Here is a 26,760-nt window from a genome sequence, read left to right on the forward strand (position 1 = left end):
GTCTTTCTCGTCTGATCAGCGCAGGTCACGGGGTCGAGCTGGACGCAGGGGGCCGGGTGGCCGGATGGACCTGCTCGCGGGTCATCGGCCTCGCCCGTGCGGCGAGTCCCAGTCGGCGGGCAGCCCCTCGGTCGTCTCCCTGAAGGCGGGCCGCTGGTAGAGGTCGCGGGCGTACGGCCACAGGTGCTCGAAGTCGCTCAGCGTCCGCTCGCTGATGAGGTCGCCGCGGTTGTACTCGGAGTCGAACCTGGCCAGCGTCACCCACAGCCGCACGTCGGCCTCGGTGATCGTGTCGCCGGCCAGGAACCGCTGCCCGGCCAGGCGCTCGTCCAGCCGTTCCAGGGCCGCGATGACGCGGTGGCGCTCGTTCTCGCGGTCCTCCTCGGTGGTGGCGCGGGCCACGCGGGAGACGCCGGCGTTGATGTCGTAGTAGATCCAGCCGTTGAGTTTGTTGATCTCCGGGCGGAGCCTGTCCGGGTAGAGGTCGACGGAGGTGTCGGCCCACTGCTCGAACTGGGTGGCCAGGTCGATGGTGATGTCGGGGAAGTGGTTGCTGACGATCCCGCCCGTGCGCCGGTCCCAGAGCACGGGGACCGAGATGTGGCCGCCGTACCCGTGCTCGGTGGCCTCGTACGCCTGCTCCAGCAGGGTGAAGCCGTTGACCGGGTCGGGGCCGCGGCGCTCCCTGAACGCCCAGCCGCGGCCGTCGCGCTCGTCGTCGACGTACGACAGCGAGACCACGTCCTCCAGGCCCTTGAGCTTGCGGACGATGGCGGCGCGCTGGGCGTACGGGCAGACCCAGGCGACGTAGAGGTGGTAGCGGCCGGGCTCGGCAAGGAACCCGCTGGAGCCGTCGGCGGTGACGCGGCCCTGGAAGGGGTAGATCGGGCGGTTCCAGTCCGGCGAGAGGTGCAGACGGCCGGGGCCGTAATGACCGTATGCGGTGTGGTCGACGGGACTTGCGTAGACCGGCGTCTGGGTGATGGGCACGGGTTCTCCGGGTTCGAAGAGTCGGGATGGGCCAGGATGCGGCCGAGGAGGCCACGCCCCGGCGGTGTCAGTGAGCGCCGGGGGCCGCCGACCGGCGCCACCAGGGCCGTCGCGGCACGGAGGGCTGCTCCTCCTGCTCGAGCTCGGCCTCGTCGTCCGGGAGGTCGTACCAGTGCGTGTCCCCCGAGAGGTCCGTGCGGACGGCCACGTCGCGGTCCTTGTTCATGCCGCCAATGTACGATCACTCGGCACAATAGTCAACTTTCCCTACTAGCTTTATCGGGAATTCTTTGACGAAGGCGAGCGGGCCCTGCGCGGGGCGGTCCCCGACGTCGAACTGCGGGTCGTAGCCGCTGGCCAGGTAGAGGCGGACGGCCTCGGGCTGGCGCGGCCCGGTGGTCAGGTAGATCCGGCGGTACCCGCGGCGCAGCGCTTCCCGTTCCAGCTCCCGTACGACGAGGCGGCCGAGCCCCTCCCGGCGGTGGCGCGGGTGCGTCCACACGCGCTTGACCCTCGGCCGTCGCCGCGTCGTAGCGGCGGAACGCGCCGCCTGCCACGGTCTCGCCGCCCGACACCACGATCAGGAACGCACCATACGGCGGCGCGAACTCGGACTCCGGATACCTCGCCAGCTCGTCGTTGGGCCCGTACCGGGAGGTGTACTCCAGCCTCAGCCCCGCCAGCAGCGGCGCGGCGGCCGGGTCCGACATGGGGACGAGCCGCACCTGCGCGGTGAGCTCGCTCATGACTCCTGCCGCGGCAGGCCCGGCGGGTTGATCTGCGACTTGGGGATCGCCTCGTTGCCCAGACCCCACCGGTCGAGCACCTCCTTGTACTTGCCGTTCTCGATCACGGTGTTGAGCGCCTCGTTGAGCGGCTTGACCAGGCCGTTGTCCTTCTTGGTCATGGCCGCGATGAGCCCCTGCAGGTCCGGCCCCGCGCCGGAGAAGGTGCCGACGATCCTGGAACCGCCGCTGACGGCGATGTTGTAGGCGATGGTCGGGTTCGGCCCGAAGTACGCCTGGACGCGGCCGGACTTGAGCCCCAGCAGCACGTCACTGTACTTCTCGTAGTAGAGGATCTCGACCGGCTTCAGCCCGGCGGCCTTGTTGTGCTTGTCCCAGTCGAGCAGGATCTTCTCCTGGTTCGTGCCCGACCCGACCGAGACGCGCAGCCCGGCGATGTCGGCGGGCTTGGCGATCTGCTTGATCGGGCTGTTGTCGGGGACCTGCCAGCCGAGCTGGTCGACCCGGTACGTCGCGAAGTCGTAGGTGTCCTTGCGCTCCTCGGTGACCGTGACGTTGTTGAAGACCACCTCGTCCTTGCCGGACTTGGCGGCCAGGAACAGGTTCTCCCACGAGCTGATCTGCGGGGAGATCTCCAGGCCGAGCACGTCGGCCACGAGCTGGGCGAGGTCGGTCTCCACGCCGATCAGAGTGGTGTCGTCGTCGGCGCGGAACACCAGAGGCGCCGCGCCCTGGCCGCTGAAGCCCACCGCGAGCTTGCCGTCGGCGGCGATCTCCTTGGGCACCTGGGCGGCGATGGCGGCTACCTTGTCGACCCGTACCCGCTTCTGATCCGGGCTGAGGTTGATCTTCTTGCCCGCCACCACGGGGGCGGTGGCGGGCGACGGGGCGGTGACGGCGGGCTCGGCGCCGCAGGCTGCGGTCAGGAGGAGGAGCGCGGGCACGGCGAGGGCCCGCGCGAGCGAAGCGCGCATGTCATGGTGTCCTTAGGGATTCAGAGAACCTTGCTGAGGAAGGTGCGGGTGCGTTCGTGGGCGGGGGCGTCCAGGAGCTGGGAGGGCGGTCCGAGCTCGACGATGCGGCCGGCGTCCATGAAGGCCACGGTGTCGGCCACCTCCCGGGCGAACCCGATCTCGTGGGTGACCACGATCATCGTGGTGCCGCCGCGGGCGAGGTCCTTGATGACGTCCAGCACCTCGCCCACGAGTTCGGGGTCCAGCGCCGAGGTCGGCTCGTCGAACAGCAGCAGCTTGGGCTCCAGGGCGAGCGCCCTGGCGATGGCGACCCGCTGCTGCTGCCCGCCCGACAGCGTGCGCGGGTAGGCGTCGGCCTTGTCCGCCAGCCCCACCCGGGCCAGCAGCCGCTCGGCCAGCGGCGCCACCTCGGCCCGCGGTCGGCGCTGGGCCGACAGCGGGGCCTCCATGAGGTTCTGCCTGACCGTGAGGTGCGGGAACAGGTTGAACGACTGGAAGACGAACCCGATCTGGGTGCGTTGCCGCAGCACCTCGCGTTCCGGCAGCTCGTACAGGCGGTCGCCGGCCTGCCGGTAGCCGAGCAGCTGCCCGTCGACGTGGACCGAGCCGCGGTCCACCTTCTCCAGGTGGTTGATCGTCCGCAGGAGCGTGGACTTCCCCGACCCCGAGGGGCCCAGGATCACCAGGACCTGCCCCTGGCGGACGTCCAGGTCCACGCCGCGCAGCACGTGCAGGGCGCCGAAGCTCTTGTGCACGCCGCGTAACTTCACCATGGCGCTCACGCGCGCCCCCTGCCGTAGTGCCGCTCCACGTAGTACTGCACGATCGACAGGGCAGTGGTCAGGATGAGGTACCAGATGGCCGCGACCAGCAGCAGCGCCATGACCCTGCCGTTGCGGTTGTAGATCACCTGCACCTGGTAGAACAGCTCCGGCAGCGCCATGATGTAGACGACCGAGGTGCCCTTGACCAGGCCGATGATCTCGTTGCCGGCGGTGGGCACGATGGTCCGCATGGCCTGCGGCAGGATGATCCGGAAGAGCCGCCGTGCCGGCGGCAACCCCAGGGCGGCCGCCGCCTCCCGCTGCCCGTGGTCCACCGACAGCAGGCCGCCGCGGACGATCTCGGCGGCGTACGCGGCCTGGTGCAGCGCCAGCCCGAGCGCCGCCGCGGTCAGCGGCCCGATCAGGTCCATCGTGCCGAAGTCGAAGAACGCCGGCCCGAACGGCACGCCCACCGAGAGCCTGGGGTAGAGCAGCGCGAGGTTGTACCAGAACAGCAGTTGCAGGATGAGCGGCACCGACCGGAACAGCCACACGTATGCCCAGGCCACCGACGACAGCAGCCGGTTGGGCGAGAGCCGCATCAGCGCCAGGATCGCGCCCAGCAGGAACCCGAGCGCGATGCCCAGCGCGGTCAGCTCCAGCGTGAGCAGCACCGAGCGCACCACCGACGGCGCGAACAGGTACTGCCCGACGACGGGCCACTCCCACGCGGGGTTGGTGATCAGGGCGCTGGCGACCATGGCCAGGATGACGAGTACGCCGGCCCCGGCCAGCCACCGCAGCGGGTGCCGGGCCGTGACCACTTCCGGCGGCCGCTCCGCGTCCTGGCGGGAGACCTCCTGGACCTCGGGCAACGTCACGAGCCGCCTCCACTTCTGATCACGGATCGCTCCACTTGGAGAGGGGGGTGGACGGGTGAGATCTCGTGATCAGCGACACTGCGCGCTGGCGACGTGGCCGTGGTCCACGTGCGGGCGCCGGGTCAGGTTCGCGGCCTGGCTCATGACCACGAAGCTACGAGCCGGATCGCCCAAAGTCAACATTTCCTACTGGATATACATAGTTATCCCTCGGAGGCGCCGGGGCCGTGTTCTTCGATCTTGCCCCCGAGTTTCCCGCTCAGTTCCTGCATGAAGGACTTGGACTTGGCCGACAGTGCCCATCGATCGCCGACGAGGTAGAGGCCGCCGTACATCTCGGCGTAGTCAAGCCACTCCCGCTGGCCTTCAGCCGTGACGAAGTCCAGGAACACATACGGAATCCCGTCCCTGGTGCACTCCCCTTTTCGGTAGTCCAGGGCCTTGAGGGTGATCTCGGCGGTGCAGCCGATGGTGGCCGCCAGTTGCTCGACGGTGTACGTGCGGGAGGCGTTCCCTCCGGCGGCGGCAGTGCTCACAGCCGGCTTCGGCCCGCCGCCCGCCTCGGCCTGCACACCGCAGCCGGTGAGGGTGAGCGCCGAGGTGACGGCGAGCGACAGGACGAGGCCGCCGCGATCTCGCCTCCCGATGACGCCGGTCAGACGCGCCGCAGCCGCCGGCGCGGCGTCTTGAGCGCATCGCGGTCGGGAGAAGCCAGCCATGATGTTGCCCTTTCTCGCACCTGATGTGGCCTTGTTCCTGGCGATGTTCCTGGCGATGAGGAAGACGTGGCCGGTCGCCGGGCCACGCCGTACCTCTCTTCTGCCAGGTGATTCAGGGTCAGCGGCAGCGTCTGCCGCTGTTGATGCAGTCGACGACCCTCCCCATCTGCTGCTCGTCCATCAGGTTGATGAAGTCGCTGTGGTCGGTGACGGGCTTGTGCAGTTCCTCGGGAAAAGTGTCGACGGCGAAGTTGGGGCCCTGCGGCACGTTGTAGACGAGCCGGTGTTCCAGCGCGGGAATGGGCTGGAAGCCCTGCGGGCAGCTACCGTCGGCCTGCGGGAAGGTGACATGGGTGCGGTGGTTGGCGCTGTCGACGTTCTGGCCGTCCCAGCAACTCTGGAAATCGAAGACCCGCACCAGCCTGCTGCCTCGCGGGCAGAGCGGGTACTTGTCCGTCAACTGGCGGTTCTCGAACCCGGTGCACGTCCATCCGGCGTTGGCTTCGGCCCCACCGACCCGGGCGTTACCGGTGATGATGCGGAGGAACTGCGGAGCCGCCACCACCTTGGCGGTCGGGTTGCCCTTGAAGGTGATCTGTACCGAGACCGGGGTGAGGATCTTGCCGACGTTCAGGTCGAGCCCGCCGCCTCGCTGATTGGCGTCGAATTCCTCCTGCCCCAGGGCCCTCAGTACGGGCCAGTAATGTGAGGACTTGTCACCGTTGCGGCAGGTGGTACTGGCCGCCAGCAGGCTCTCATTGGTGGACTGGTTGTTGGTGGACTCGTTGCCCACGTAGTCGTGCGTGTGCTGCGCGCCGTTGGAGACGCCGGGCGCCACGATGACGTTGTCAGAGTTGAAGATCCGCCCCTCGTTGCGGCCGCAGTCCACGCTGAACGTTCCCCTGGAGCCGTCCTGCTGCGGGCGGGGCGTTCTCACATTCGGCTGTACAGAACGGATGTCAACGAAGTCGTCCGGGACCGGCCCCCTGGCCTGGCCGCCGCCGTTTCCATTGTTCTCGCCGTTACCGCCGTTGTCGCCATTTCCTTCGTTTCCGTTGTCTCCTCCGTCTCCGTTGTTTTCGCCGTTCCCGTTGCCCGGATTGCCATTCCGAAGCTCACATGCCGCCAGGGTTCGGAGGCTGGCCGGGGCTTGGGCGCCGGCGCGCTGGAAGGCGATCTGGATCCGCTGAAGGGTCGCCGTCCGCTTGTCCCGCAGCGGTCCGAGGATCGCGTTCTGGACGAAATTCGGACCGCCCTGTCCCGCCGAGCCTGCCAGCCGCCGATTCGCCTCAGCGATCTGGCTCTCCAACTGCTGCAGGTTCCGCTCGACTTCCGCCTGAGCGCGATCGGGGACCTGGCCCAGCCTGTCAGCTACATCGGGACAGGAGATTTGACCAGCGGCACCACCGTTGCCCTGATTACCGTCGCCCTGGTCGCCGTTGTTCTGGTCACCGTTGTTCTGGTCGCCGTCGCCGTTGTTCTGGTTACCGTTGCCCTGCTCGCCGTCGCCGTTGTTCTGCTCGCCATTGCCCTGGTCGCCGTTGTTGTTCCCGGTCTCATCGTCCTGCACAGTGCAGCCGGCCAAGCCCTGGAGGCCGGTCGGGGCTTGGGCGCCGGCGCGCTGGAAGGCGATCTGGATCCGCTGAAGGGTCGCCGTCCGCTTGTCCCGCAGCGGTCCGAGGATCGCATTCTGGACGAAATTCGGACCACCCTGCCCCGCCGAGCCCGCCAGCCGCCGATTCGCCTCAGCGATCTGGCTCTCCAACTGCTGCAGGTTCCGCTCGACTTCCGCCTGAGCGCGATCGGGAACTTGGCCCACCCTGTCCGCAACAGAGGGGCAGGAGATGGCGGGCGCGAAGGCCGTACCGGATGCCCCGCGTGCTGCCGCGTCAGCGGTGCCAGCCGTGAGACCGCTGCTCATGACAGCCAGGGCCGTGAGCACACCCGCCGTCCTTCGGTGGACGCGGGAGCCAGGTTGATGTCTCATAAATCCCTCTCTCCCTCTGTAGATGCGGCCGGGCCTTCAGACTCGTGAGGCTGCATCCACGAAGGGGGTCGCGGCCGTCGTCAGAACGAGATACGCGCCCCCGAGGCCTCAAGTTCGACATCAAGTAGAAGTTGGCCGGGATCCCGCGTCAGGTGCGTCTCATGCGGAGGGTTTGAGATGCTCGCCGAGGAACTGCAGCGTCGACCGGTGCAGCCGGGCGCGGTGGGGAACGGTGCTCCATCCGTGGTCGGCCCCGGGGACGACTTCCAGTTCGGCGTTGCCGTCGTAGTGGTCGAGATAGCGGCGGGCGTAGGCGACAGGGGCGATGTCGTCCTGGTCACCATGGATGATGCGCACCGGCCCGGCATAACCGCAGGACCGGCCGTAGACGTCGAGGCCGGCGATGTCGTCAACGAGAGCGGGGCTCATGCGGTGGCTGTCGGCGTCGAAATAGCCCTTCTCGCTGATCTCGGCGGCGATGTCGCGGCCCTTGAGGTAGCCCGAGCCCACTTCGAAGGGGGCCACGGCGGCCGGCGACCACAGGCACGCGGCCCGGATTCCGGGTTCTTCGGCGGCGACGATGCCCGCGACGACGCCGCCCATGCTCATCCCGACCAGGGCGATGCGCTCGGGGTCGGCGAAGTCGAAGGTACGGACGGCCTGCACGACCGACCGGGTTTCGGCTATTTCGTTGGTGATGGTGACGTCGAAGAAATCGCCGTCGCTTTCCCCGTGCCCGGACAGGTCGAACCGGACCGACGCCATACCGATGCCCTCCAGCAGCCGCGCCATGAGGACGAAGGAACGGTTCTCCATGCGGTTGTTGGAGAACCCGTGGACGAACACCACCACGGCCCGGCGGGCCGTGGCCTGCTCCTCGGGGATGTGCACGCTGGAGCGCAGGGTCAGCCCTCGGTGCTGGAACTCGTGGTGGTGGATCATCAGGCCGCCTTTCCGGATACGCATGCGAGGTCAGGTCATCCCTTGATGGCGCCGGCGGTCATACCGGCGACGATCTTGCGATTGAAGAAGACGAAGAGCAGCAGCGGCGGGATCGTGATGAGGACGATGTCCATGAAGAGCAGGTTCCACTGGGTGTTGTACTGGCTCTGGAAGTTGTAGAGGGTCACCTGCACGGTGGCGTTGTCGTCGCCGGGGGTGAAGTAGAGCGGGTTGACGAAGTCGTTGAAGATGGCCACCGAGCTGGTCAGGATCACGGTGATGGTGACCGGCCGCAGCAGCGGGAAGATCACCCGGAAGAAGAGCGTCAGCCCGGTGCAGCCGTCGATCTGCGCCGCCTCGTCCAGTTCGCGCGGGATGGCCGCGATGAACGCGCGGAAGAGCAGCACCGCGTACGACAGCCCGAACGCCACCTCCACCAGGATCAGCCCGGGCAGCGTCTTGAACAGCCCCAACCCCTGCAACAGCCAGATGGTGGGCACGATCGCCGGCGGGATGATCAGCCCGGACAGCACCAGGAAGCCGGCCACCTTGCCGACCTTCCCCGCCCTGCGCTGCAGCACGAACGCGGCCATCGCGGCGAACACCACGATCAGCGCGACGGAGGTGACGGTCAGGACGGTGGAGTTCACGTAGGCGCGCAGCAGCACGTAGTCCCGCGCCTGGATGACCTCCAGGAAGTTCCGCACGATCTGCCACTCCGTCGGCCAGGAGAAGTCCAGGTCCGCGGCCTGGTTCTGATCCTTGACCGCCGTCAGCAGCATCAACGAGAACGGCACCAGGAAGACCACGGTGGCCACCCCCAGCGCGATCACCTCGGCGCCGGCCCTCTTCAGTGTTCTCATGCGGCCACCTGCCTTTTGCCGAGGAAGTAGTTGAGCGGAACGACGATGGCGGTGACGACGATGAACAGCAGCACGTTGCCGGCGGTGGACAGGCCGAAGAAGCCGGCCTGGTACTGCTTGTAGATGATCGAGGCGATGGTGTCGCTGGTGAAGCCGGGTCCGCCACGGGTCATCGTCCAGATGAGGTCGAAGGAGCGCAGGCCGCCGATGAACGACAGGATGATCACGGAGTAGGTGGCGGGCCAGCTCAGGGGCAGCGTGACGTGCCGGAAGCGGTGCCAGGCCCCGCCGCCGTCCACGGCGACGGCCTGGTAGTAGTCGCGGGGGATGGACAGGATGCCGGCGATGTAGATGACGGTGGCGATGCCGACGCCCTTCCACACGTCGACGAGGGCGACCGACAGCAGCGCGGTGTTGGCGTCGCCGAGCCAGTCGGGGCCGTCGATGCCGATCACGGCCAGGGCCTTGTTGACCAGGCCGGTGTCGGGCCTGAGCAGGGCGCTGAAGGTGATGCCGACCGCGACCGTGGAGACCAGGACGGGGAAGAAGACCACCGAGCGCAGGAATCCGCGCAGCCGCAGCTTGCCGGTGAGCAGCACGCCGAGGAGCAGGCCGAGGACCACCTTCAGGCCGCTGGTGACGACGGCGTAGAACAGCGTGTTGGCGAAGCCGATGCGCAGGTTCTGCTCGGACAGGAAGTCGCGGAAGTTGTCCAGGCCCACGAAGGTGCTGTCGAACAGGGTCCAGCGGGTCAGCGCGAAGTAGAAGGCCATCACCGTCGGCACCAGGAAGATCACCAGGTAGACGACGGCCGCCGGCAGGTACAGCGCGTACGGGTAGGCCGCGTGCCGCCGAGCCCTGGACGCTCGGGCGGGGCCCGGCCCGGCCGACACGCCGGGCCCCGTACGAGGCCCGGCGTGCTGCCCGGTCACCACCCGGTCAGTCCCAACTGCTGGGCCTGCTTCTCCACGTCCTTGTCGTACTGGGCGGCGCCCTCGGCCGGCGCGGTCAGCCCGGAGCCGACGGCGACGGCGATCTGCTCCAGCGACGGGCCCTTCACCGGGGACAGGAACTCCAGCGCCGGCGAGGTGGCGCCCTTGTCGATGTACGCCTGCACGTCCTTGGCCACCTGGATGGCGTTGTCGGGCAGCTTGGCGCCCTTCACCCGGTACGGTCCCGTCGGCTGCACCACCTTGCTGATGGCCTCGGCGGCGGCCGGCGAGGCGACGAAGGCCGCGAACTTCTTGGCCGCCTCCAGGTTCTTGGTGCTCTTGGGGATGTAGATGGCCGGCGGCTCCCACACGGTGGCGCCGTTCTTGGCGGCGTCGGTGCCGGGGATGCCGAAGAAGCCGATGTCCGTCGCCGCCTGCGGGCTCGTGGCCAGCACCGGGGGCAGGATCGCGGTGAGCATCGGATAGTGCGCGCCTTGACCTTCGGCGAGCAGCTTCAGCCCCTGGTCCAGGGTGGCCGAGCCGAAGCCCTTGTTGAGGTAGCCCTTGGCGTGCACCTCGGCCAGGTGCTGGAAGCTCGCCAGCGCGGCCGGGGTGGTGGCGAACTTGGCCTTGTTGGCCGTGTAGTCCTGGGCGAAGGCGGGCGCCGCGGCCTGGACGTTGTAGAAGTCGGCCAGGACGAACAGCTGCGAGGTCCAGGTGTCCTTGAACGTCGAGATCACCGGCGTGATCCCGGCCGCCTTGATCTTGTCGTTGTTGGCCATGAACTCGTCCCACGTCTTCGGGACCTGCAGGCCGAGCTTCTCGTAGACCTTGCGGTTGTAGAGGATGCCGCCGCCGGACGCGGCGGTGGCCGGCACGCCGTACACGTGGTCCCCTTGGGTCACCACCCGCAGGTAGTCCGGCTGGACGTTGGCCACCACCGGGTCGCCGGTGAGATCGACCAGGCTCTGGGCCGGGTTGAGCGCCTGCAGCAGCGACCCGGAGTTGTACCAGAACACGTCCGTCATCTCGCCGGTCGACAGGCGGGTCTTGACGATGTTGTCGCCCTCGCTGCCGCCCGGCTGGTTCTCGATCTTGACCTTGATCTTGGGGTTGGCCTGCATGAAGGCATCGGCCAGCGCCTTGGACGTGTCCACGGTCGACTGGTCGCTGCCCGTCATGAAGGAGAGGGTGACGGTGCCGTCGGAGGCGGGCTCCGAGCCGGATCCGCAGGAGGTCAGAGCCGCCAGCGCCAGGACGGCCGCAGCCGTCGCGAGCGTGCGGTGGGAGGTCTTCACACACCCCTCCAGGGTTATTGAATCGTTTTAAGCGACTCCCCGATGCGGTTAACGTAGGCGTTACATGGAAGGAGTGTCAAGAGACCTTTTGGGTAACGGTACCCAGCCTTTTCCCAGCTCCGCTCGCTGCAATCGGGTTTCATTCGGTAACGGTTCTCACGCCGGGCAGCGCTCCGCGGAGGGCGGCGACAAGCAGTACAGAGCGGTACTCGAGCAGCCGGGCTCAGCTGCCGGACTGTCCCGGCGCGGCCGTGGAGCCGCGGACGACCAGGCTCGGGGTGACCGAGAAGCGCACGGGCGTCATGCGGCCTTCGATGCGTTCCAGCAGGAGCTTGCCTGCGGCCCGGCCCATCTCGGCGCCGTCCTGGTCGACGCTGGTCAGCGCGATGTTGGGCAGAGCGGCCAGGTGGATGTTGTCGTAGCCGGCGACCGAGACGTCCGCCGGGACGGACAGGCCGGCCTCGTGGACCGCGGCGAGCGCGCCGAGCGCCGCCTGGTCGGCCCCGGCGAAGATCGCCGTCGGCTGGGCCGAACGGCTCAGCAGCTCGCGAGCCCCCTCGTAGCCGCCCTGCTCGTGATAGAAGCTGGTCGCGATGGCGATCTCGTCGCCGAGCCCGTGCTCGCGCATGACGCGCTCGTAGGTCGCCGACCGGATGTTGTGCAGCAGGTCGGCCGGCCGCGCCTGGCTGTCGTCCTGGTGCGTGATGTGCGCGATGCGGCGGTGGCCCAGCTCGATGAGGTGCTTCACGACGAGCTCGGCGCCCGCCTCGTCGTCGTCGAACACCGAGTCGTAGTACGACGAGCGCTCGTGCCGGGCGAGCACCACGGTCGGCTTCTCCTTGGCCACTTCCTCCAGGCGTGCCTTCGAGGCGAGCGGGGCGACCATGATGATGCCGTCCACCTGGCGGTCCATGAGGGCGTCGACCGCCCGGAGCTCGACCTTGCGGGTGGCGCCGCCCTGGATCATGAACGCCTGGTAGTCGGTGCTCTCCAGGTACTCGGTGAGGCCGTCGAGGATGTCGGCGAAGAACGGGTTCCTGATGTGCGGCAGCACGAGCCCGATGGTGAAGGTGCGCCCGCGCATGCCGCGGGCCACCGCCTGCGGCCGGTAGCCGAGCTCCTCGATGGCCGTCTTGACCCGGTCTTTCATGGCCGGGCTGACACCGTAGGCGTTGCGGATCACCTTGGACACCGCTGTGACGGAGACCTGAGCGTGAGTCGCCACATCGGCGATGGTCACTCGTCGTCGACCAGGCGCGGCCATGGAACTCCATTTCCCGAGACGTGGTCCGATTGTACGAGCTCAGCGCATTGCTCCACCGGGCCCGTCCCGGCCCAAGGCCGGACCGAGATCCGTCCTCGCGGACCTCCTGTATCCTCGGTGCATGCCCACCGACTCGCCAGCGCCGATGGGCCATGACCTGTCGCAGTCCTACCGCGGGCTGCTGACCGAACGCATCGCCCGGCAGCTGGAGCACGACATTCGCTCCGGGAAGATCCGGGTGGGGACCAAGCTGCCCTCCGAGCGCGAGCTCGCGGCCCAGTTCGGCGCGAGCCGTAACGTCGTCCGCGAGGTGCTGCGCCGGCTCGAGGCCCAGGAGCTGATCGAGGTCGCCCCGGGACGAGGATCGTTCGTCAGCGAGCGCTCCCCCGTGCAGGCCCGCCACTACGACGCGCTCTACCGGGCGGAGCGGCCCACGGTCCGCCAGCTGATCGAGGCCCGCATCCCGCTGGAGGTCGAGATCGTCGGCCTGGCCACCGAGCGGGCCACCGAGGCGCAGCTCGCGGCCATCGGGCGGGCCAACGACGCGTTGCTCAAGGCGACCGACGTCGTCGACCAGGCCCACGCCGACCTCGACTTCCACGACGCGATCGCGCGGGCGTGCGGCAACCCGGTGCTGCGGATCATGCTGTCGTCGCTGAGCGGCATGATGTTCGAGATGATGCTCCGATCGCACTCCGACCCGGCCATCGCCGAGCCGGGCGTTCCGCATCATCCCGAGATCTTCGAGGCGATCACGGCCCGCGACGTCGAGCGGGCCCGCCGCTGCATGCTCGAGCACCTCACGCTCGGCCTTCGCACCTACGGCCAGGACCTCGACGTCAGCGTCGACGTGATGGCCAGGCAGCACATCGAGACCCTGCTGAGCCAGACCAAGGGCAACGGCTAACCACCTCCCGCGCGGGCCGCCGGGGCTGGCCATGCCAAAAAGGGACTGCTATGGTCCGACTGGTCCTACCAGTTGGACCAAGTCCAGAGAGACCGAGCGCAAGCATGTCCATCACCAGCAAGAACCCCACTCGCCGTACCTTCGGCAAGATCGCGGCCGGGATGGCGGTCACCCTCGGAGGGGCAGCACTCGGAGGCTGCTCAGCCGGCGGCGGGAAGCCCTCCCCCGACACGCCGCTCCGCATCATGGCGATCAACCACGTCTGGTCGCAGGCGGTCAGGAAGCATCTGGCGGAGTTCGAGGAGCGGATCGGCCGCCGCGTGTCGATGTCGCTGCTCACCTCCGACCAGCTCGCCAACAGCTACAACGTCAAGCTCAACGCCTCGGCCACCGACATCGACGTCATGATGGTCCGGGCGCTGCAGGAGCAGCTGCTCTTCGCGCACAACGGCTGGCTCGCCGATCTCACCGGCCTGGTGCAGGGCGACGCGGCCTACAACTGGGCCGACTTCCTGGAGGCGCCGCGCGAGCGCTCCGTCACCGCCCGCAAGGTCCTGAGCGTGCCGGTGGTGACCGAGCGCCCCCTCCTGTACTACCGAAAGGACCTGGTCAAGGCGCCTGCCACGCTCGACGAGCTCATGGAGGCGGCGCTGCGGCTCGCCGACCGGCAGCGTAACTTCTTCGGGTACGTCGGCCGCGGGCAGCGCAGCGGCGCGGTGACCATGTGGTCGAGCTTCCTCTACTCCTTCGGCGGCGCGTTCACCCTCCAGGGGCGATCCGGCATCGGACGGCCGGAGGCGATCACCGCCTACGAGTACTACGGCAGGCTGCTCGCGCAGGCAGGGCCGCCCGGCGCCACGAACATGAGCCTGGAGCAGGCCATGCCGATCTTCGCCCAGGGCAAGGCGGCCTTCTACGTCGACGCCGACGCCATCTACACCAACTTCCTCGACCCGAAGATCTCGACCGTCCAGGACACCGTCGGCTTCGCGCCGTTCCCGGCCGGCCCCGCGGGCGCGCGGCCCTTCAACATCCCGTCCTGGAGCCTGGGCATCAGCGCGTTCTCGCGGCTGCGTGACGAGGCCTGGCAGTTCATCCGCTGGGCGTCGAGCCCGGAGATGGTCAGGCGGCTGCAGGCGGACGGGATACCGGGAGCCCGGCAGTCGGCGTGGTCGGACCCGGCCACCCTCGCCTCGTTCCCGCCCGAGCTCGCCAGGAGCATGCAGGCGCAGGCGCGGAGCGGGGTGGGGCTCGACCGTCCCGACGTCCTGCAGGTGGGCCGCGCCCGGGACATCATCGGCCGGCCGCTCGTGGCCGGCATCCTCGGACAGCCGGTGGGGCCGGTCGCGCGCGAGGCCGACGCCGAGTTCGCCGACTTCCTCATCCGCGACAACCGTCACAGGGAGGCATGATGTCCGCCACCCGGACAGCGCCGGCGATCAGCCGCGCCGCCGATCGCGGCAGGCCCCGCTCGTTCGAGCAGGCGAACAGGCGCCTGAAGTGGACGATGCTGGCCCCGGCGCTCGCGTTCGTCGGGCTGATGATCGTCTTTCCGCTGGCCTTCACGCTCAACCTCAGCCTCACTGACGCCTTCGGCGCCGTGAACGCCGGCAAGGGCTACGTCGGCCTGCGGAACTTCGGCGACGCGCTCACCGACTCGCGCCGCTTCTGGCCGGCCGTCGAGCGCACCGCCCTGTTCACGGTCGGCGCCGTACTGATCGAGACCGTGCTGGGCCTGGCCCTGGCCATGCTCATGCGCAAGCCGTTCCGCGGCATCCGCTGGGTCCGCACCGTGCTCATCATCCCGTTGCTGACCACCCCCGTGGCGGTCGGGATCCTCTGGCTGCTCATCCTCGACCCCACCAACGGCATCGCCAATCACCTGCTCGCCTCCGCCGGGATCCCGCCGCAGGAGTTCCTCGGCTCGGTGACTCAGTCGCTGCCGATCCTCATGCTCATCGACGTGTGGCAGTGGACGCCCATGATGACTCTGCTCCTGCTCGCCGGGCTGTCCACCCTGCCGGAGGAGCCCGAGGAGGCCGCCCACGTGGACGGGGCCGGCCTGTGGCAGCGCTTCCGGTACGTCGTCCTGCCGATGCTCGTGCCGACGCTGGCGACCGCCGTCGTCCTGCGCTCCATCGACGCGCTCAAGACCTTCGACATCCTGTACGCCACCAAGGGCCCGGGCGGTGGATCCTCCTTCGAGGTCGAGACCCTCAACGTCTACGCCTACGGCCTGACCTTCGACTACCAGGAATACGGCCTCGCCTCCGCCGTCCTGGTCCTGTTCACCCTCGCCATCATCGGCGTCGTGGCCCTGCTCCGGCGCCGCCCCGGAAGGGGGTCCGCATGAGATCCAACCGCGTGCTGTCCTGGCTGCGCGGCGTCGCCATCACGGTCGTGTGCCTGGGCTTCGTCCTGCCGATCGTCTGGATGTTCGCCGCCGCGTTCAAGACCAACGTTCAGGTCACCGACCCCGGCGTGGGCCTGATCTTCTCCCCCACCCTGGACAACTTCCGCAACGTCCTGGCCGACGGCGAGGTCCTCGCCTCGCTGCGCAACTCCCTGATCGTCGGGGTGGTCTCCACCGCGCTTTCGGCGGTCATCGCCGTGCCCGCCGCGTGGGCGGTGGGACGGTTCAGGATGCACCGCACGGGATCCCTCGTCCTCGTGGCCCGCATCGTCCCGGCGATCTCCCTGCTGGTCCCCTGGTACTACCTGTTCGCCCAGGCCGGGCTGGTGGGCAGCTACACCGTGCTGATCCTCAGCCACATGTTCGTCTCCGTGCCGCTGATCCTGTGGATCATGATCGGGTTCTTCGAGGGGCTGCCGATCGAGCTGGAGGAGGCCGCCCGCACCGACGGGCTGACCGTCTTCGGCGCCTTCTGGCGCATCGCCCTCCCCCTGGCCGCGCCGGGCACCACGACCGCGTCCGTGCTGGCGTTCGTGGCGAGCTGGAACAACTTCATGTTCGCCCTGATCTTCTCCGACGAGACCACCCAGACCGCGCCGGTGACGCTGTTCAACTTCATCTCCTACGCCAGCACCGACTGGGGCGGCCTGATGGCCGCCGCCACGCTCATGACGGTGCCGGTCGTCATCGTCGCGGTCCTCGGCCAGAAGTACCTCGTGGCCGGGCTGACCGCCGGCGCCACCAAGGGCTGAGCCCATCCCTGAAAGGTTGTTCATGAAGATCGTCGACGCCAGAGTGGTCCTGACCAGCCCGGGCCGCAACTTCGTCACGTTGAAGGTGGAGACCGACGAGGGCGTCACCGGCCTGGGTGACGCGACCCTCAACGGCCGCGAGCTCGCCGTGGTCGGCTACCTGCGGGATCACGTCGTCCCGCTGCTGCTGGGCACCGACCCCTACCGCATCGAGGACACCTGGCAGGCCCTCTACCGGGGCGCGTACTGGCGTCGCGGACCGGTGACCATGGCGGCGATCGCCGCCGTCGACGTCGCGCTCTGGGACATCAAGGCGAAGGTCGCGGGACTGCCGCTGTACCAGCTGCTGGGCGGCGCGAGCCGCGAGCGGGTCCGCACCTACGGGCACGCCAGCGGGCGGGACATCCCCGAACTGTTCGACTCCATCCGCGCCCGGCTGGCCGAGGGCTACCCGGCGATCCGCGTGCAGACGGGCGTGCCCGGGCTCGAGCGCGTCTACGGCGTCCACCACGGCGCCACGCCCGACGGGGCCCGGCCCGTGGTCGAGGACTGGGACACCGGCGCCTACCTGCGCAGCCTGCCCGGGGTCTTCGACGCGGTACGCCAGGAGTTCGGGCCGGAGCTGACGCTGCTCCACGACGCCCACCACCGCCTCACGCCGATCCAGGCGGCCCGGCTCGGCAAGGACCTGGAACCGTACGACCTGTTCTGGCTGGAGGACTGCACGCCCGCCGAGAACCAGGACGGGCTCCGCCTGGTCCGCCGGCACACGACCACCCCGCTGGCGATCGGCGAGGTCTTCAACACCGTCTTCGACTACCAGACGCTGGTGGGCGAGCAACTGATCGACTACGTGCGCTCCGCCGTCACCCACTTCGGCGGCGTGTCCCCGCTGCGCAAGCTCTTCGACTTCGCCGCGCAGCACCAGATCAAGAGCGCCATCCACGGGCCCGAGGACATCTCCCCCGTCGGCATGGCCGCCGCGATCCACCTCGATCTGGCGATCCACAACTTCGGCATCCAGGAGTACGCCGGGCACACCCCGCTGACCCACGAGGTGTTCCCTCACGCCTACACCTTCACCGACGGGTACCTGCACCCGGGCGAGGCTCCCGGCCTCGGCATCGAGCTCGATGAGGAGCTGGCGTCCGCGCACCCCTACGAGCCGGCGTACCTGCCGATCAACCGGCTGCAGGACGGCACGATCCACGACTGGTGAGGCAGCGGAGAGCTGCTTCAGCCCGCACGGTCGGCGGGTGGAGCGGTGCTCTCGCGGACCGTCAGGGTGGTGGCCAGTTCGAGCCCGGCCTGCGGCGTCTCCTCCCCGCGCCCCAGCGCGAGCGCCAATTCGGTGGCGGCCGCGGCCATCTCGGTGAGCGGTTGGCGGACGGTGGTCAGCGGAGGGTCGACCAGGGCGGCGATGGGCAGATCGTCGAAGCCGACCACGCTCAGGTCCGCCGGGATCCGCAGCCCCATCGTCCGCGCGGCCTGGTAGACGCCGATCGCTTGCAGGTCGTTGCAGGCGAAGATCGCCGTGGGGCGTTCCGGGCGGTTCAGCAGTTCGAGCGCGGCGGCGCGGCCGTGCTCGGTGGTGAGCGAGGTGCGTACGACGAGGTCGGCCTGCACCGGCAGGCCGGCGCTCTCCCGGGCGGAGCGGTAGCCGTCGAGCCTGGCCTGGCAGTAGAGGGTCCGGTCGGGGCCGCCGATCATCGCGATGCGGCGGTGCCCCAGCTCGATGAGGTGGCGGGTGGCCGACCGCCCGCCGGCCCAGTTCGTCGCTCCGACGAAGGGGACGTCGTCCGGCAGCTCGGTGGCGGGATCGAAGACCACGAACGGGATGCCCTTGGCGCGCAGCTGGCCACGCTGCTCCGCCGACAGCTGGGCCACCGTCACCACGCAGGCGGGGCGGCGGGCGAGGGTGTCCTCGCTCGGATAGTGGACCGCGTTGCGCTCCGGGCCGAACTCCGTCAGCACGACGGCCACGCGGTGCTCGCGGGCCACCCGCTCCACCCCGCGGATGATCTCGGTCCCCCACATGTGCTCGAGCTCGTCGAAGACGAGCTCCATCATGTTGCTGCGGTTGGTCCTGCGGTATCCGTACTCGTTGATCAGGGCCTCGACGCGGGCACGCGTGTCCGCGGACACGCCGGAACGGCCGTTGATGACCTTGGAGACCGTGGGGATCGACACTCCGGCGGTCTCCGCGATGTAGGAGATCGTCACAGGTCTCGACGAATCGCCTCGCGAGGCTTCCCGGTCGACCGCGGGTTCGCCCGACTCGGCGTGTGTCAACCTGGCTCCCCTCCTCATCGGCCCCGTCCGGTCGCCCGGAGCGGGCCCGTTCACGGCGCAAGGATAACCTGACCCGGCCGGCTGCGGTGATCGAGAGGCTCGTAGTCGAACCAGTCGAACCGCACCGTGCCGGACGCGGCGTACATGCCGATCACCCGTCCGGTGAAGCCGCCGGCCACCTCCGTCGACAGGTACCGGCCGTCGAGCTCGGCCAGCACGTCGAACGCTCCGTCCGCCGCCTCGACGCCGAGGCGCAGGACGTCGGGCTCCTTGCGAGGATGCTGGTCGGCGGGCAGCGAGGCGAGCACGTCGATCCGCAGCGTGATCGGCCCGGCCGGCGCGGGCCGGGTGGCCACGGCCGGTCGCAACGAGCCGATCCGCGCGAGCACGACGACCTCGCCGTCCCGCGCCTCGATCTCGTAGTGGTGCCGCTCGTCCAGGCGTACCGCGAGCCCGCCGTGGCCGCCGGCGGGGTCGATCAGCGCTCGTACGCGGCAGGACGGGTGTTGCTGGCGGCGGCCGACGAAGGTGACGTCGTGATCGTCGAGCGACCTGCCGCGCGCGTGCAGGCTGAGCCGGCCGGGGCGATCCGTCAGCGACCAGCACCAGGCGGGCCGGGAACGTACCGAGATCCAGCGCGGGTGCAGCCGGTCCGCGTCGAAGTCGTCCCGCACCGGCGGCGCGGCCAGCGGGTGCGGCGGCCACGCGGGCGCCTCCATGACCGGCGCCACCTCGCCGACCACCGGCCAGCCGTCGTCCCAGGTGACCGGCGCCAGGAAGGTCTCCCGCCCCAGCACGTGCCAGCCCGGGGTGCCGCCGCCCGGCCGTACGCCGAGCAGCACCATCCACCAGGACCCGTCGGGCGCCTCGACGAGGTCCGCGTGGCCGGTGTCCTGGATCGGCCGGTCGGTGCCGCGGTGGCTCAGGACGGGGTTGGCCGGGCACGGCTCGAACGGCCCGCCGGGGGCCGGCCCGCGGGCGATCGAGACGCCGTGCCCCCGCTCGGTGCCGCCCTCGGCGATCAGCAGGTACCTGGAGGCGCCGATCCGGTACAGATGCGGGGCCTCCGGCGCCAGGGAGCCGGGCGTGCCGGACCACAGCCGGCGCGGCTGCCCGAACGTGCGACCCGTCTCCGGGTCGATGCGCACCTGCTCGATCCCCGCGTACGTGCACCAGCACCGGCCCTCCTCGTCCCAGGCGAGATCCGGGTCGATACCCGTGACCCCGGGCACGCTGACCGGCTCCGACCAGGGACCGGCGGGGTCGGTGGCGGTGAACAGCACGGTGCCGCCGCCGGGCGCGAGAATCGAGGTGATCAACCAGAAGCGGCCGTCGTGGTGGCGCAGCGTCGGCGCGTAGACGCCGCCGGACGACGGCGTCCCGGCCGGCAGCGGCAGCTGGCCCGGCCGGTCCAGCGCGTTGCCGATCTGCTGCCAGTGCACCAGGTCCCGGCTCTCGAGGACATCCCTTGATGGCGCCGATCAGCATCCCCTTGACGAAGTGCCGCTGGACGAACGGGTAGGCCACCAGGATGGGAATGAGGGTGAGAGTCACCACCGCCATCTGCAGCGACAGCGGAGCGAGCGCCTGATGTCCCAGGTGCTGCCCGTTGGTGACCCCGGTGCCGGGGATGAAGTTGCCCTGCAGGGTGTAGGTGTAGATGATCATCTGAAGGGGCCATTTGCCGTTGTCGGGCAGGTAGAGCAGCGCGTCGAAGAACGAGTTCCAGTAGCCGACCGTGTAGAACAGCGTGATCACCGCCACCACGGCGCGAGAGGTGGGCATCACGACGGACCACAGGATGCGCCAGTCCCCCGCCCCGTCGATGCGGGCCGCGTCGATGAGGTCCTGCGCGGTGTCGATGAAGAATCCGCGCATCACGATGATGTTGAACACGGACACGGCGCTCGGCAGGATCAGCGACCAGTAGTTGTCATAGCCGCCCAGCGCCGAGACGACGAGGAAGGTGGGGATCATCCCGCCGCCGAAGAACATCGTCACGACCAGGGCCATGAGGATCGCACGGTGGCCGAAGGAGCGCGGCCGCGACAGCCCGTACGCGCACAGCACCGTGACGACCATGGAGACGGCGGTGCCGGCGAGCGCGACCACCATGCTCACCAGCAGCGAGTGAACGATCAGCGAGTTGGTGAAGATCATCCGGTACGACTCGAGAGTCAGGTTGTGCGGCACGAGCACCATGCCGCCGGCCAGGTTGATCGACTCCTGGTCCGACAGGCTCGTGAGGACCACCGAGTACAGCGGCACCAGAACGGCCGCGAGGACGACGAGCAGCACCCCGCCCTTCGCGGTCTGCCCGCCCGCGGTCGGCCTCTCCTCCCAGGGCGGGCGCGTGGCGATGGTCGTCATCTCCGGTACAGCCCGTCCTCGCCGAAGGCGTGCGCCAGTTTGTTCGCCGCCAGGATCAGCACGAGTGACAGCACCCCCTTGAACAGCCCGGCCGCGGCGCCGTAGCTGAAGTTGTTGTTGACGACGCCGTAGAAGTAGGCGAACGTGTCGAGCACCTCGGAGGCGTCCCGGCCGACGGCGTCGCGCTGGATCAGCATCTGCTCGAATCCGACGGCCAGCGCGTTGCCCAGCCTCAGCACGAGCATGAGGACGATGACGCCGCGCATGCCGGGCAGCGTGATGTGCCACATGCGGCGCCACCGGCCGGCCCCGTCGACCGCGGCCGCCTCGTAGCGCTGCTGGTCGATCGCGGCGAGGGCGGCGAGGAACACGATGACGCCCCAGCCGGCCTCCTTCCACACCGCCTGCGCCGTGATCAGGTATTTGAACGCCGCGGGATCGGTCATGACGTCCCACACCGCGAATCCGTGCCGGCGCAGGAACGAGTTCAGCGCGCCCGCGCCGCCGAGCATCTGCTGGAAGATCGTGACGACGAGCACCCAGGAGAAGAAGTGCGGCAGGTAGACGACGGACTGGATGAACGACCGGATCCTGGCGCTGAGGATGGAGTCGAGCAGCAGCGCCAGCGCGATCGGGACGGGGAAGTACAGGACGAGCTGGACCGCGCTGATCACCAGGGTGTTCCGGAACGCCTGCCAGAACAGCGGGTCGGCCAGGAGCTGCTGGAAGTTGGCCGTCCCGACCCACACGCTGTCCCAGAACCCGGTGTAGACGTCGTAGAACTGGAAGGCCATGACCGAGCCGAGCATCGGCACGCAGGTGAACGCGACGAGCAGCACGAGCGCCGGCACCGTCATCACCAGCAGCGTGCGGTCGCGCCGCAGCCGCGTCCGCCGGGTCATCCCGTCGGCGGCCGGCCGGCGGCCGGGTTTCCTGCGGGCCGCGGTGGCCGGGTCGATCCTGGTCGTCGACGCCACCTCACGCACCCGTGCCGTGCTTGTCACGGATGCCTTCGTAGAAGCCGCGTAGTTGGTCCCCGCCCTGCTTGCGCCAGGTGTCGACCGCGGACTTGAAGGCTTCTACCGGCTTGCGGCCGTACCGCACGTCCTTGATGGTGTCCTCGACCTGCTGGCCGATCGAGGCGTACTGCGGCGGTTCGGAGATGTTCATCGCGAAGAACAGCGGCTTGGCCGCGTACTTCACCGCGTCCGCCTGCCAGGCGGCGTAGTCCCTGGCCACCTGGGTGAACCCGTTCTGGACCAGCGTCACCTGCGGGCCGGTGGCCAGGAACTGGAAGCTGGTGGCCACGTCCTTCTGCCCGCGCTCGGCGAGGATCGCTTCCCGTCCTTCATGGTGTGGTCCACGCCGGCGGCGCCGAAGTTGACCAGCAGGTACTCCCTTGAACGCCTGGCGGCTGTAGTCGGGGTTGGCCGCCGTCCCGCCCTTCGCGTCGTCCCCGTTCATCGCGCCGGTGCCGCCACCGCTGATGGCGACCTTGCCGCTCCAGAAGCGCTGCTGGCCGTTGGCGGTGTTGCCGGCGAGGGCGTCGGGGTGGACGTAGCCCGCCTTGGCGAGCCTGGCCGCGAAGTTCAGCGCCTCGATCATGCCCGGCGTCTCGTACTGGTGGATCAGCTTGCCGCCGGGGCCCTGGTTCCACGTGCTGATCACCCGGAACGGGAAGAGCAGGTACGGCCACAGGTCGTCGAACGCCCACCGGCCCGCCTTGGCGTCGGTGAGCGCCTTGCCCAGGGCGAACAGCTCGTCGGCGGACCTCACCTCCGCCGACACGCCGGCGGCGTCGAGGAGGTCCTTGCGGCAGAAGAGGTAACCGGGGAAGTTGTTGGGCGAGGAGTAGGACGGGATGCCGTACAGCTTGCCGTTCCACACGCCGGCCTGCCACGCGGCTGTGGGGATGTTGGCCAGGTTCGGATATCTGGCGATGTTCTCCCCCGCCAGGTACGGCGTGAGGTCGGCGAACCGGTCGACCGCGCTGCCCAGGTTCAGCCGCTGGTTGATCCAGGACGGGATCTGGATCCAGTCCGGCAGCTTTCCCGAGGCGAACAGCGCCGGCAGGGCGTCGACGTAGGTGTTGCCGTCGGCGGGCTGCATCTTCAGCGTGGCTCCGAGCGCCTTGTTCACCGCGTCGTAGTAGGAGTTGCCGCTCGACGGAGGGATGGCGCCCCACAGCGGCGTCCGCGTGACGTACGTCCCGCCCGAGCCGGGCACGCCGGTGACGGTCCGCACCGGGTCGGCGGGGTAGCTGAGGAACGCCGGGTCGGAGGCGGCCCCGTTCGCTCCGGCCACGCTGGGCAGGTCGGGCGTCACGGACTTGCTCGGGAGGTACGTGGGCAGGACCCGCTTCAGCTGGTCCGCGCCGGTCGTGCCGGGCCCCTTGGACTTTGCCGGCGAGCCGCAGCCCGCCAGACCGCCGGAGGCGACCAGCGCGCCGGCGACGCCGGCGAGCAGGCCCCGGCGGGAGATTGCAGGAATGGGTTCCGCTGTCCTGGACGAACCACCTTGGCGCGTAGCTGGAACTGGTGTGCCGGTGGTGCTCCGGCCGCGCAGGGCGGCTCGGAGACCACCGGGTGGCCGGGTCAGCCGGCGGAGCAGGCAGACCCGTTGAGCGCGAAGCCGGTGGGGTTCGCGTTGTTGCCGGTCCAGGTGCCCTGGAACCCGAACGACTGGGAGCCGCCCGCCGGTATGGCGCCGTTGTAGGAGGCGTTGGTGGCCGTCACCGCCGCGCCGCTCTGCGTCACGCTCGCGTTCCAGGCGGCGGTCACCTTGGTGTCGCCGGGGAAGGTGAAGGTCAGCCGCCATCCGTTGACGGCGCTGCCGCCGGTGTTCCTGATCGTCACGCTCGCGGTGAGCCCGCCCTGCCACTCGTTCTTGGTGTAGTCGACCCGGCAGGCGCCGGTCCCGCCGCCGCTTCCCGCGCGCAGCTGGACGACCACGATGGAGTAGGCGGGCACGGTCTGCGTGGCGGCGCTCCCGGTGGAGGCCGAGCCGATCGAGGAGGCGTTCTTCAGGTACGAGTACACGGTCGGCGTCGCCGAGGACGGGGTGAAGCCGCTGTAGGAGAGGTTGACCGTCGTGTCGTTGCCGGGGTCCTTGTTGATCAGCATGACGCTCAGGTCGCCGTTGGCGCGCTTGACGGCGTGCGCGGACAGCATCGCGGTGGAGGAGGTCGCCCGCACCAGCGCGTCGCCGGGGGCGCCGAGCTTGGTCATCATCTGGATGCCGTAGTACGGCGGGAACGGCGTGTTGGCGGGCGGTTCACAGGACGCCCCGCTGGACACCACGCCGCCGTCGTTGTAGTCGGTCGCGCCCTGGATGGTGGTGACCTTGCTGCAGTCGGTGCCGTTGCGCAGGTTCCACCAGTCGATGTTGAACGCGCCGTTCTCCATCCAGGTCAGGTAGACGTCGGGCGCGTACAGGCCGGACGGCGAGGTGTTCAACGCGTAGTTGGAGCTTTCCTCGGTGACGGCGATGCCGACGTTGGGGGCGTTGGCGCCCGCGTACTGGTTGATCAGCGCGCGCAGCGCGCTCGTCATGCCCGGGACCTCGGCCTGCGGCTTGGTCACGAGCTCGGCCTCGTTGGCGCTGTTCGGGTAGTGGTGGACGATCACGAAGTCGATCCGCGAGCCGGCGATGGACATGACGGTGCGGTTCCAGTCCATGGTGTCGCCGGGGCCCACGATGCCGTCCGGCCAGTTGCCCGGCGTCGTCAGGACCGCGCCGATCTTGATCGTGGGGTCGACCGCCTTCATCGCGGTGATGTAGTCGAGCAGGTTGGTGGCGTACGTGGTGGGGCTCTTGCTGGCGTGCTTGTCCATCTCCCACTCGGCGCCGTAGTGGCCGTTGCCGTACACCTCGTTGCCGATCTCCCAGTACTTGATGCCGTAACCCTTGGTGACGTTGGCGTACCGCACCCAGTCGGCGGCCTCCTGCGCCGTGCCCGAGCCGTAGTTCGCGGTGACGATCGGCTGCGCGCCGGCCGCCCGGGAGGTGGCCACGTACGCGTCGAACCCGGTGTTGGGCGCCACGTACCCGCCGCCCTCGACGGTGTGGGTCTGCCAGTGGTAGCCGTCGGCGTAGCTGCCGCCCGGGTACCGGACGGCCTTGATCCCCGCGTCCTTCAGCAGCGTGGAGGTCGCCGGATCGTTCATCCGCCCGTCCCACACGGCGACGTTCATGCCGACTCCGGCGGCGGGGATGGTGGCCAGCGTCTGACCGGCGTCGACCGACACGGTGGCGGTCGTGGCGGCGGAGGCGGGCGGGGCGGGGAGCGGGGATAAACCGGCGATGACCGCGATCGTGGCTCCGGCCAGCGCGATCAGGCGGGTGACGCGTCTCCTCATAAGCCCTCCTGGGAGCGAGAAAATTTTCCGCGATCTGGCGGGATAGTTTCTCTCGCAGGTCGTGAGCGTCAACAAAACCGGCCACGTAGCACGCGGCTGCCTGGAATTACAGCCCTGGCAGCAGCCATTTCGCGCATCGTTCCTTTGAAACTTTCAGAGCTTCGCCTGCGAAACGTTTCTACCGCCCTGGCCGACACAGACCCGCGGAGTCGCCTCCAAGCGGCGGACATCCGCTCCGCGTGCTGTAACTTAGAGTAACGATCATCACTCTAAGTGAAAAGGCGGTGTTGTCATGAACGCCCTGGCGTCGCTCCTCAACGCGCTCTTGCATCAGGTGCAGCAGCTCCTCGCGAGCCTGCACGTGGGCTGACGGAAGACGGTGATCGGCTCCAGCCGAACACACGGCTGGAGCCGATCACCACCCGCGGATACGTCAGACCGAGGTGGCCCGGACCGCCTCGCGGATCAGGTCGGCCACGTCCTTGGGCCGGGACACCGCGACGGCGTGCGAGGCGCCCTCGACCTCGACGGCAGTCGCCCCCGCCTGGCGCCGAACCGCTGCGGCCGCCCGGCGGCTCAGCGGCGCCAGGGGCAGCACGGGCAGGTCCGGGTTGAAGCCGTCCGGAGGCGTGTGGCCCCGTGCCGCGAGCAGCACCGTCACGGCGTGGCCCGCCAGGCGGCGCATCACGAAGCCGAGGACGTCGCGCGTGTCGCGGTCGAAGTGCTGCACGTCGTCGGCGATCAGCAGGACGGGCCGGCTCCGGGAGACGCGGGCCAGGAGGTTCAGCACTCCGACCCGCAGCGGCATCGGGTCGTGCTGCCGGGTGGCGGCGACGATCCCGAACGCCGCTTTCAGCGCCTCCTGCTGGTGTTCGGGAAGATCGTCCGTCTCGGGCAGCAGGGGAGGGAGCAATGGTGCAGGGCGGCGAACGACTGCTCCACCTCGGCCTCGCACCCGCGCGAGGCCAGCACCAGGCCTCCGATCCCTCGGGCGTGCTCGGCCGCGGCCGCCAGCAGCGCCGTCTTCCCCGTGCCGGCCTCGCCGAGCAGCAGCATCGTCCGCGGCCCGCTCCGGTCCCCGTCGATCGCGTCCACGATCCGGGCGAGCTCGGCCTCCCGGCCGGTCAGCGTCGTGGCGGGGCCGGGCCGGATCCCGCGTTCCTCGCCCGCGCCGTCGATGCGCACCCCGGCCAGGAAGAACCCCGACCGGCGGCGACCATCGGCTCATCCATGGTGTGTCCCCCGTCGTACCGATGCCCATCGACCGGCTGAGCAGGCAGGGCGACCTTATTCTGCCAGTTACTGATG

General features: G+C 69.3%; 26 protein-coding genes and 1 pseudogene. 6 read left to right on the forward strand and 21 right to left on the reverse strand.

Translation table 11 applies throughout. From position 1 onward, the window contains the following. Positions 1–81: 81 nt before the first annotated feature. The 13 genes from HD596_RS48690 to HD596_RS48750 form a co-directional block, all read right to left on the reverse strand. Positions 82–990 carry a glutathione S-transferase C-terminal domain-containing protein gene (locus HD596_RS48690; protein ID WP_313046471.1) on the reverse strand — a complete coding sequence of 303 codons (909 nt, stop codon included), beginning with the start codon at positions 988–990 and terminating at the stop codon, positions 82–84. A gap of 67 nt (positions 991–1,057) precedes the next feature. Continuing rightward, a complete protein-coding gene (locus HD596_RS48695) occupies positions 1,058–1,216 on the reverse strand; it encodes a hypothetical protein (protein WP_185076122.1) in 159 nt (52 codons plus the stop codon). 15 nt (positions 1,217–1,231) lie between these two features. After that, entirely contained in the window at positions 1,232–1,492 is a 261-nt protein-coding gene (locus tag HD596_RS63000; protein ID WP_313046474.1) for a GNAT family N-acetyltransferase, read from the reverse strand. Positions 1,493–1,732: 240 nt separating this feature from the next. After that, positions 1,733–2,710, reverse strand: coding sequence for an ABC transporter substrate-binding protein (locus tag HD596_RS48705; protein ID WP_185076123.1), 978 nt, complete (start codon positions 2,708–2,710; stop codon positions 1,733–1,735). 20 nt (positions 2,711–2,730) lie between these two features. Next, entirely contained in the window at positions 2,731–3,483 is a 753-nt protein-coding gene (locus tag HD596_RS48710; RefSeq protein ID WP_185079175.1) for an amino acid ABC transporter ATP-binding protein, read from the reverse strand. Positions 3,484–3,488: 5 nt separating this feature from the next. Continuing rightward, positions 3,489–4,355 (reverse strand): amino acid ABC transporter permease, encoded by an 867-nt coding sequence (locus HD596_RS48715; protein WP_185076124.1) that lies wholly within the window; start codon positions 4,353–4,355, stop codon positions 3,489–3,491. A 203-nt stretch (positions 4,356–4,558) separates the two neighbouring features. Continuing rightward, positions 4,559–5,074, reverse strand: a complete 516-nt coding sequence (locus HD596_RS48720) for a hypothetical protein (RefSeq protein ID WP_185076125.1) — start codon at positions 5,072–5,074, stop codon at positions 4,559–4,561. A gap of 118 nt (positions 5,075–5,192) precedes the next feature. Further along, the gene (locus tag HD596_RS48725; RefSeq protein ID WP_221519938.1) at positions 5,193–7,016 is read right to left on the reverse strand and encodes a DUF1996 domain-containing protein; all 1,824 of its coding nucleotides are present in this window, start codon (positions 7,014–7,016) and stop codon (positions 5,193–5,195) included. Positions 7,017–7,220: 204 nt separating this feature from the next. Next, positions 7,221–8,027 carry an alpha/beta hydrolase family protein gene (locus HD596_RS48730; protein ID WP_221519939.1) on the reverse strand — a complete coding sequence of 269 codons (807 nt, stop codon included), beginning with the start codon at positions 8,025–8,027 and terminating at the stop codon, positions 7,221–7,223. An 11-nt stretch (positions 8,028–8,038) separates the two neighbouring features. Continuing rightward, on the reverse strand, positions 8,039–8,866 hold the full coding sequence (locus tag HD596_RS48735) for a carbohydrate ABC transporter permease (protein ID WP_185076126.1): 828 nt from the start codon (positions 8,864–8,866) through the stop codon (positions 8,039–8,041). Further along, the gene (locus HD596_RS48740) at positions 8,863–9,798 is read right to left on the reverse strand and encodes a carbohydrate ABC transporter permease (protein WP_221519940.1); all 936 of its coding nucleotides are present in this window, start codon (positions 9,796–9,798) and stop codon (positions 8,863–8,865) included. The genes HD596_RS48735 and HD596_RS48740 overlap by 4 nt, the downstream gene beginning before the upstream one ends. Then, positions 9,795–11,096 (reverse strand): ABC transporter substrate-binding protein, encoded by a 1,302-nt coding sequence (locus HD596_RS48745; RefSeq protein WP_221519941.1) that lies wholly within the window; start codon positions 11,094–11,096, stop codon positions 9,795–9,797. Before HD596_RS48745 ends, HD596_RS48740 begins: the two co-directional genes overlap by 4 nt. Positions 11,097–11,319: 223 nt before the next feature. Continuing rightward, positions 11,320–12,321 (reverse strand): LacI family DNA-binding transcriptional regulator, encoded by a 1,002-nt coding sequence (locus HD596_RS48750; protein ID WP_313046482.1) that lies wholly within the window; start codon positions 12,319–12,321, stop codon positions 11,320–11,322. Positions 12,322–12,481: 160 nt separating this feature from the next. On the opposite strand from HD596_RS48750, the gene HD596_RS48755 reads away from it, so the two are divergent. The 5 genes from HD596_RS48755 to manD all read left to right on the forward strand — a co-directional run bounded on the left by HD596_RS48755 (position 12,482) and on the right by manD (position 17,651). After that, entirely contained in the window at positions 12,482–13,267 is a 786-nt protein-coding gene (locus HD596_RS48755; protein ID WP_185076128.1) for a FadR/GntR family transcriptional regulator, read from the forward strand. Between the two features lie 104 nt (positions 13,268–13,371). Continuing rightward, positions 13,372–14,679: an ABC transporter substrate-binding protein gene (locus HD596_RS48760; protein WP_185076129.1), complete on the forward strand. Its 1,308-nt coding sequence runs from the start codon at positions 13,372–13,374 to the stop codon at positions 14,677–14,679. Continuing rightward, positions 14,676–15,620 carry a carbohydrate ABC transporter permease gene (locus HD596_RS48765; protein WP_185076130.1) on the forward strand — a complete coding sequence of 315 codons (945 nt, stop codon included), beginning with the start codon at positions 14,676–14,678 and terminating at the stop codon, positions 15,618–15,620. The genes HD596_RS48760 and HD596_RS48765 overlap by 4 nt, the downstream gene beginning before the upstream one ends. Beyond that, positions 15,617–16,432 (forward strand): carbohydrate ABC transporter permease, encoded by an 816-nt coding sequence (locus HD596_RS48770; protein ID WP_185076131.1) that lies wholly within the window; start codon positions 15,617–15,619, stop codon positions 16,430–16,432. Before HD596_RS48765 ends, HD596_RS48770 begins: the two co-directional genes overlap by 4 nt. 22 nt (positions 16,433–16,454) lie before the next feature. Then, complete coding sequence (gene manD, locus HD596_RS48775; RefSeq protein WP_185076132.1) at positions 16,455–17,651, forward strand: D-mannonate dehydratase ManD; 1,197 nt, start codon at positions 16,455–16,457, stop codon at positions 17,649–17,651. 17 nt (positions 17,652–17,668) lie between these two features. Here manD and HD596_RS48780 read toward each other — a convergent pair whose 3' ends face one another. From HD596_RS48780 to HD596_RS63005, 3 genes and pseudogenes are all read right to left on the reverse strand, one after another. Further along, positions 17,669–18,655, reverse strand: coding sequence for a LacI family DNA-binding transcriptional regulator (locus HD596_RS48780; RefSeq protein WP_313047667.1), 987 nt, complete (start codon positions 18,653–18,655; stop codon positions 17,669–17,671). Positions 18,656–18,774: 119 nt separating this feature from the next. Continuing rightward, positions 18,775–20,166, reverse strand: a complete 1,392-nt coding sequence (locus HD596_RS48785; RefSeq protein ID WP_313046487.1) for a glycoside hydrolase family 43 protein — start codon at positions 20,164–20,166, stop codon at positions 18,775–18,777. Between the two features lie 103 nt (positions 20,167–20,269). Continuing rightward, positions 20,270–20,737: pseudogene (locus HD596_RS63005) on the reverse strand (carbohydrate ABC transporter permease); the annotation flags it as partial. On the opposite strand from HD596_RS63005, the gene HD596_RS64350 reads away from it, so the two are divergent. Continuing rightward, positions 20,736–20,858, forward strand: a complete 123-nt coding sequence (locus HD596_RS64350; protein ID WP_281398335.1) for a hypothetical protein — start codon at positions 20,736–20,738, stop codon at positions 20,856–20,858. The pseudogene HD596_RS63005 and the gene HD596_RS64350 overlap by 2 nt on opposite strands. A 232-nt stretch (positions 20,859–21,090) precedes the next feature. Here the strand turns inward: HD596_RS64350 and HD596_RS48795 are convergent, their stop codons facing one another. The 5 genes from HD596_RS48795 to HD596_RS48815 form a co-directional block, all read right to left on the reverse strand. Continuing rightward, positions 21,091–22,098 carry an ABC transporter permease gene (locus HD596_RS48795; protein WP_313046490.1) on the reverse strand — a complete coding sequence of 336 codons (1,008 nt, stop codon included), beginning with the start codon at positions 22,096–22,098 and terminating at the stop codon, positions 21,091–21,093. Next, positions 22,073–23,419, reverse strand: coding sequence for an extracellular solute-binding protein (locus HD596_RS48800; protein ID WP_185076133.1), 1,347 nt, complete (start codon positions 23,417–23,419; stop codon positions 22,073–22,075). The genes HD596_RS48795 and HD596_RS48800 overlap by 26 nt, the downstream gene beginning before the upstream one ends. A gap of 269 nt (positions 23,420–23,688) precedes the next feature. After that, the gene (locus tag HD596_RS48805; protein WP_185076134.1) at positions 23,689–25,452 is read right to left on the reverse strand and encodes a cellulose binding domain-containing protein; all 1,764 of its coding nucleotides are present in this window, start codon (positions 25,450–25,452) and stop codon (positions 23,689–23,691) included. A gap of 433 nt (positions 25,453–25,885) precedes the next feature. Beyond that, a complete protein-coding gene (locus HD596_RS48810) occupies positions 25,886–26,365 on the reverse strand; it encodes an ATP-binding protein (RefSeq protein WP_185076135.1) in 480 nt (159 codons plus the stop codon). Further along, complete coding sequence (locus HD596_RS48815) at positions 26,305–26,637, reverse strand: ATP-binding protein (protein WP_185076136.1); 333 nt, start codon at positions 26,635–26,637, stop codon at positions 26,305–26,307. The genes HD596_RS48810 and HD596_RS48815 overlap by 61 nt, the downstream gene beginning before the upstream one ends. Between the last annotated feature and the right edge of the window lie 123 nt (positions 26,638–26,760).

Source organism: Nonomuraea jabiensis, from assembly GCF_014204795.1.
Lineage (GTDB): Bacteria > Actinomycetota > Actinomycetes > Streptosporangiales > Streptosporangiaceae > Nonomuraea > Nonomuraea jabiensis.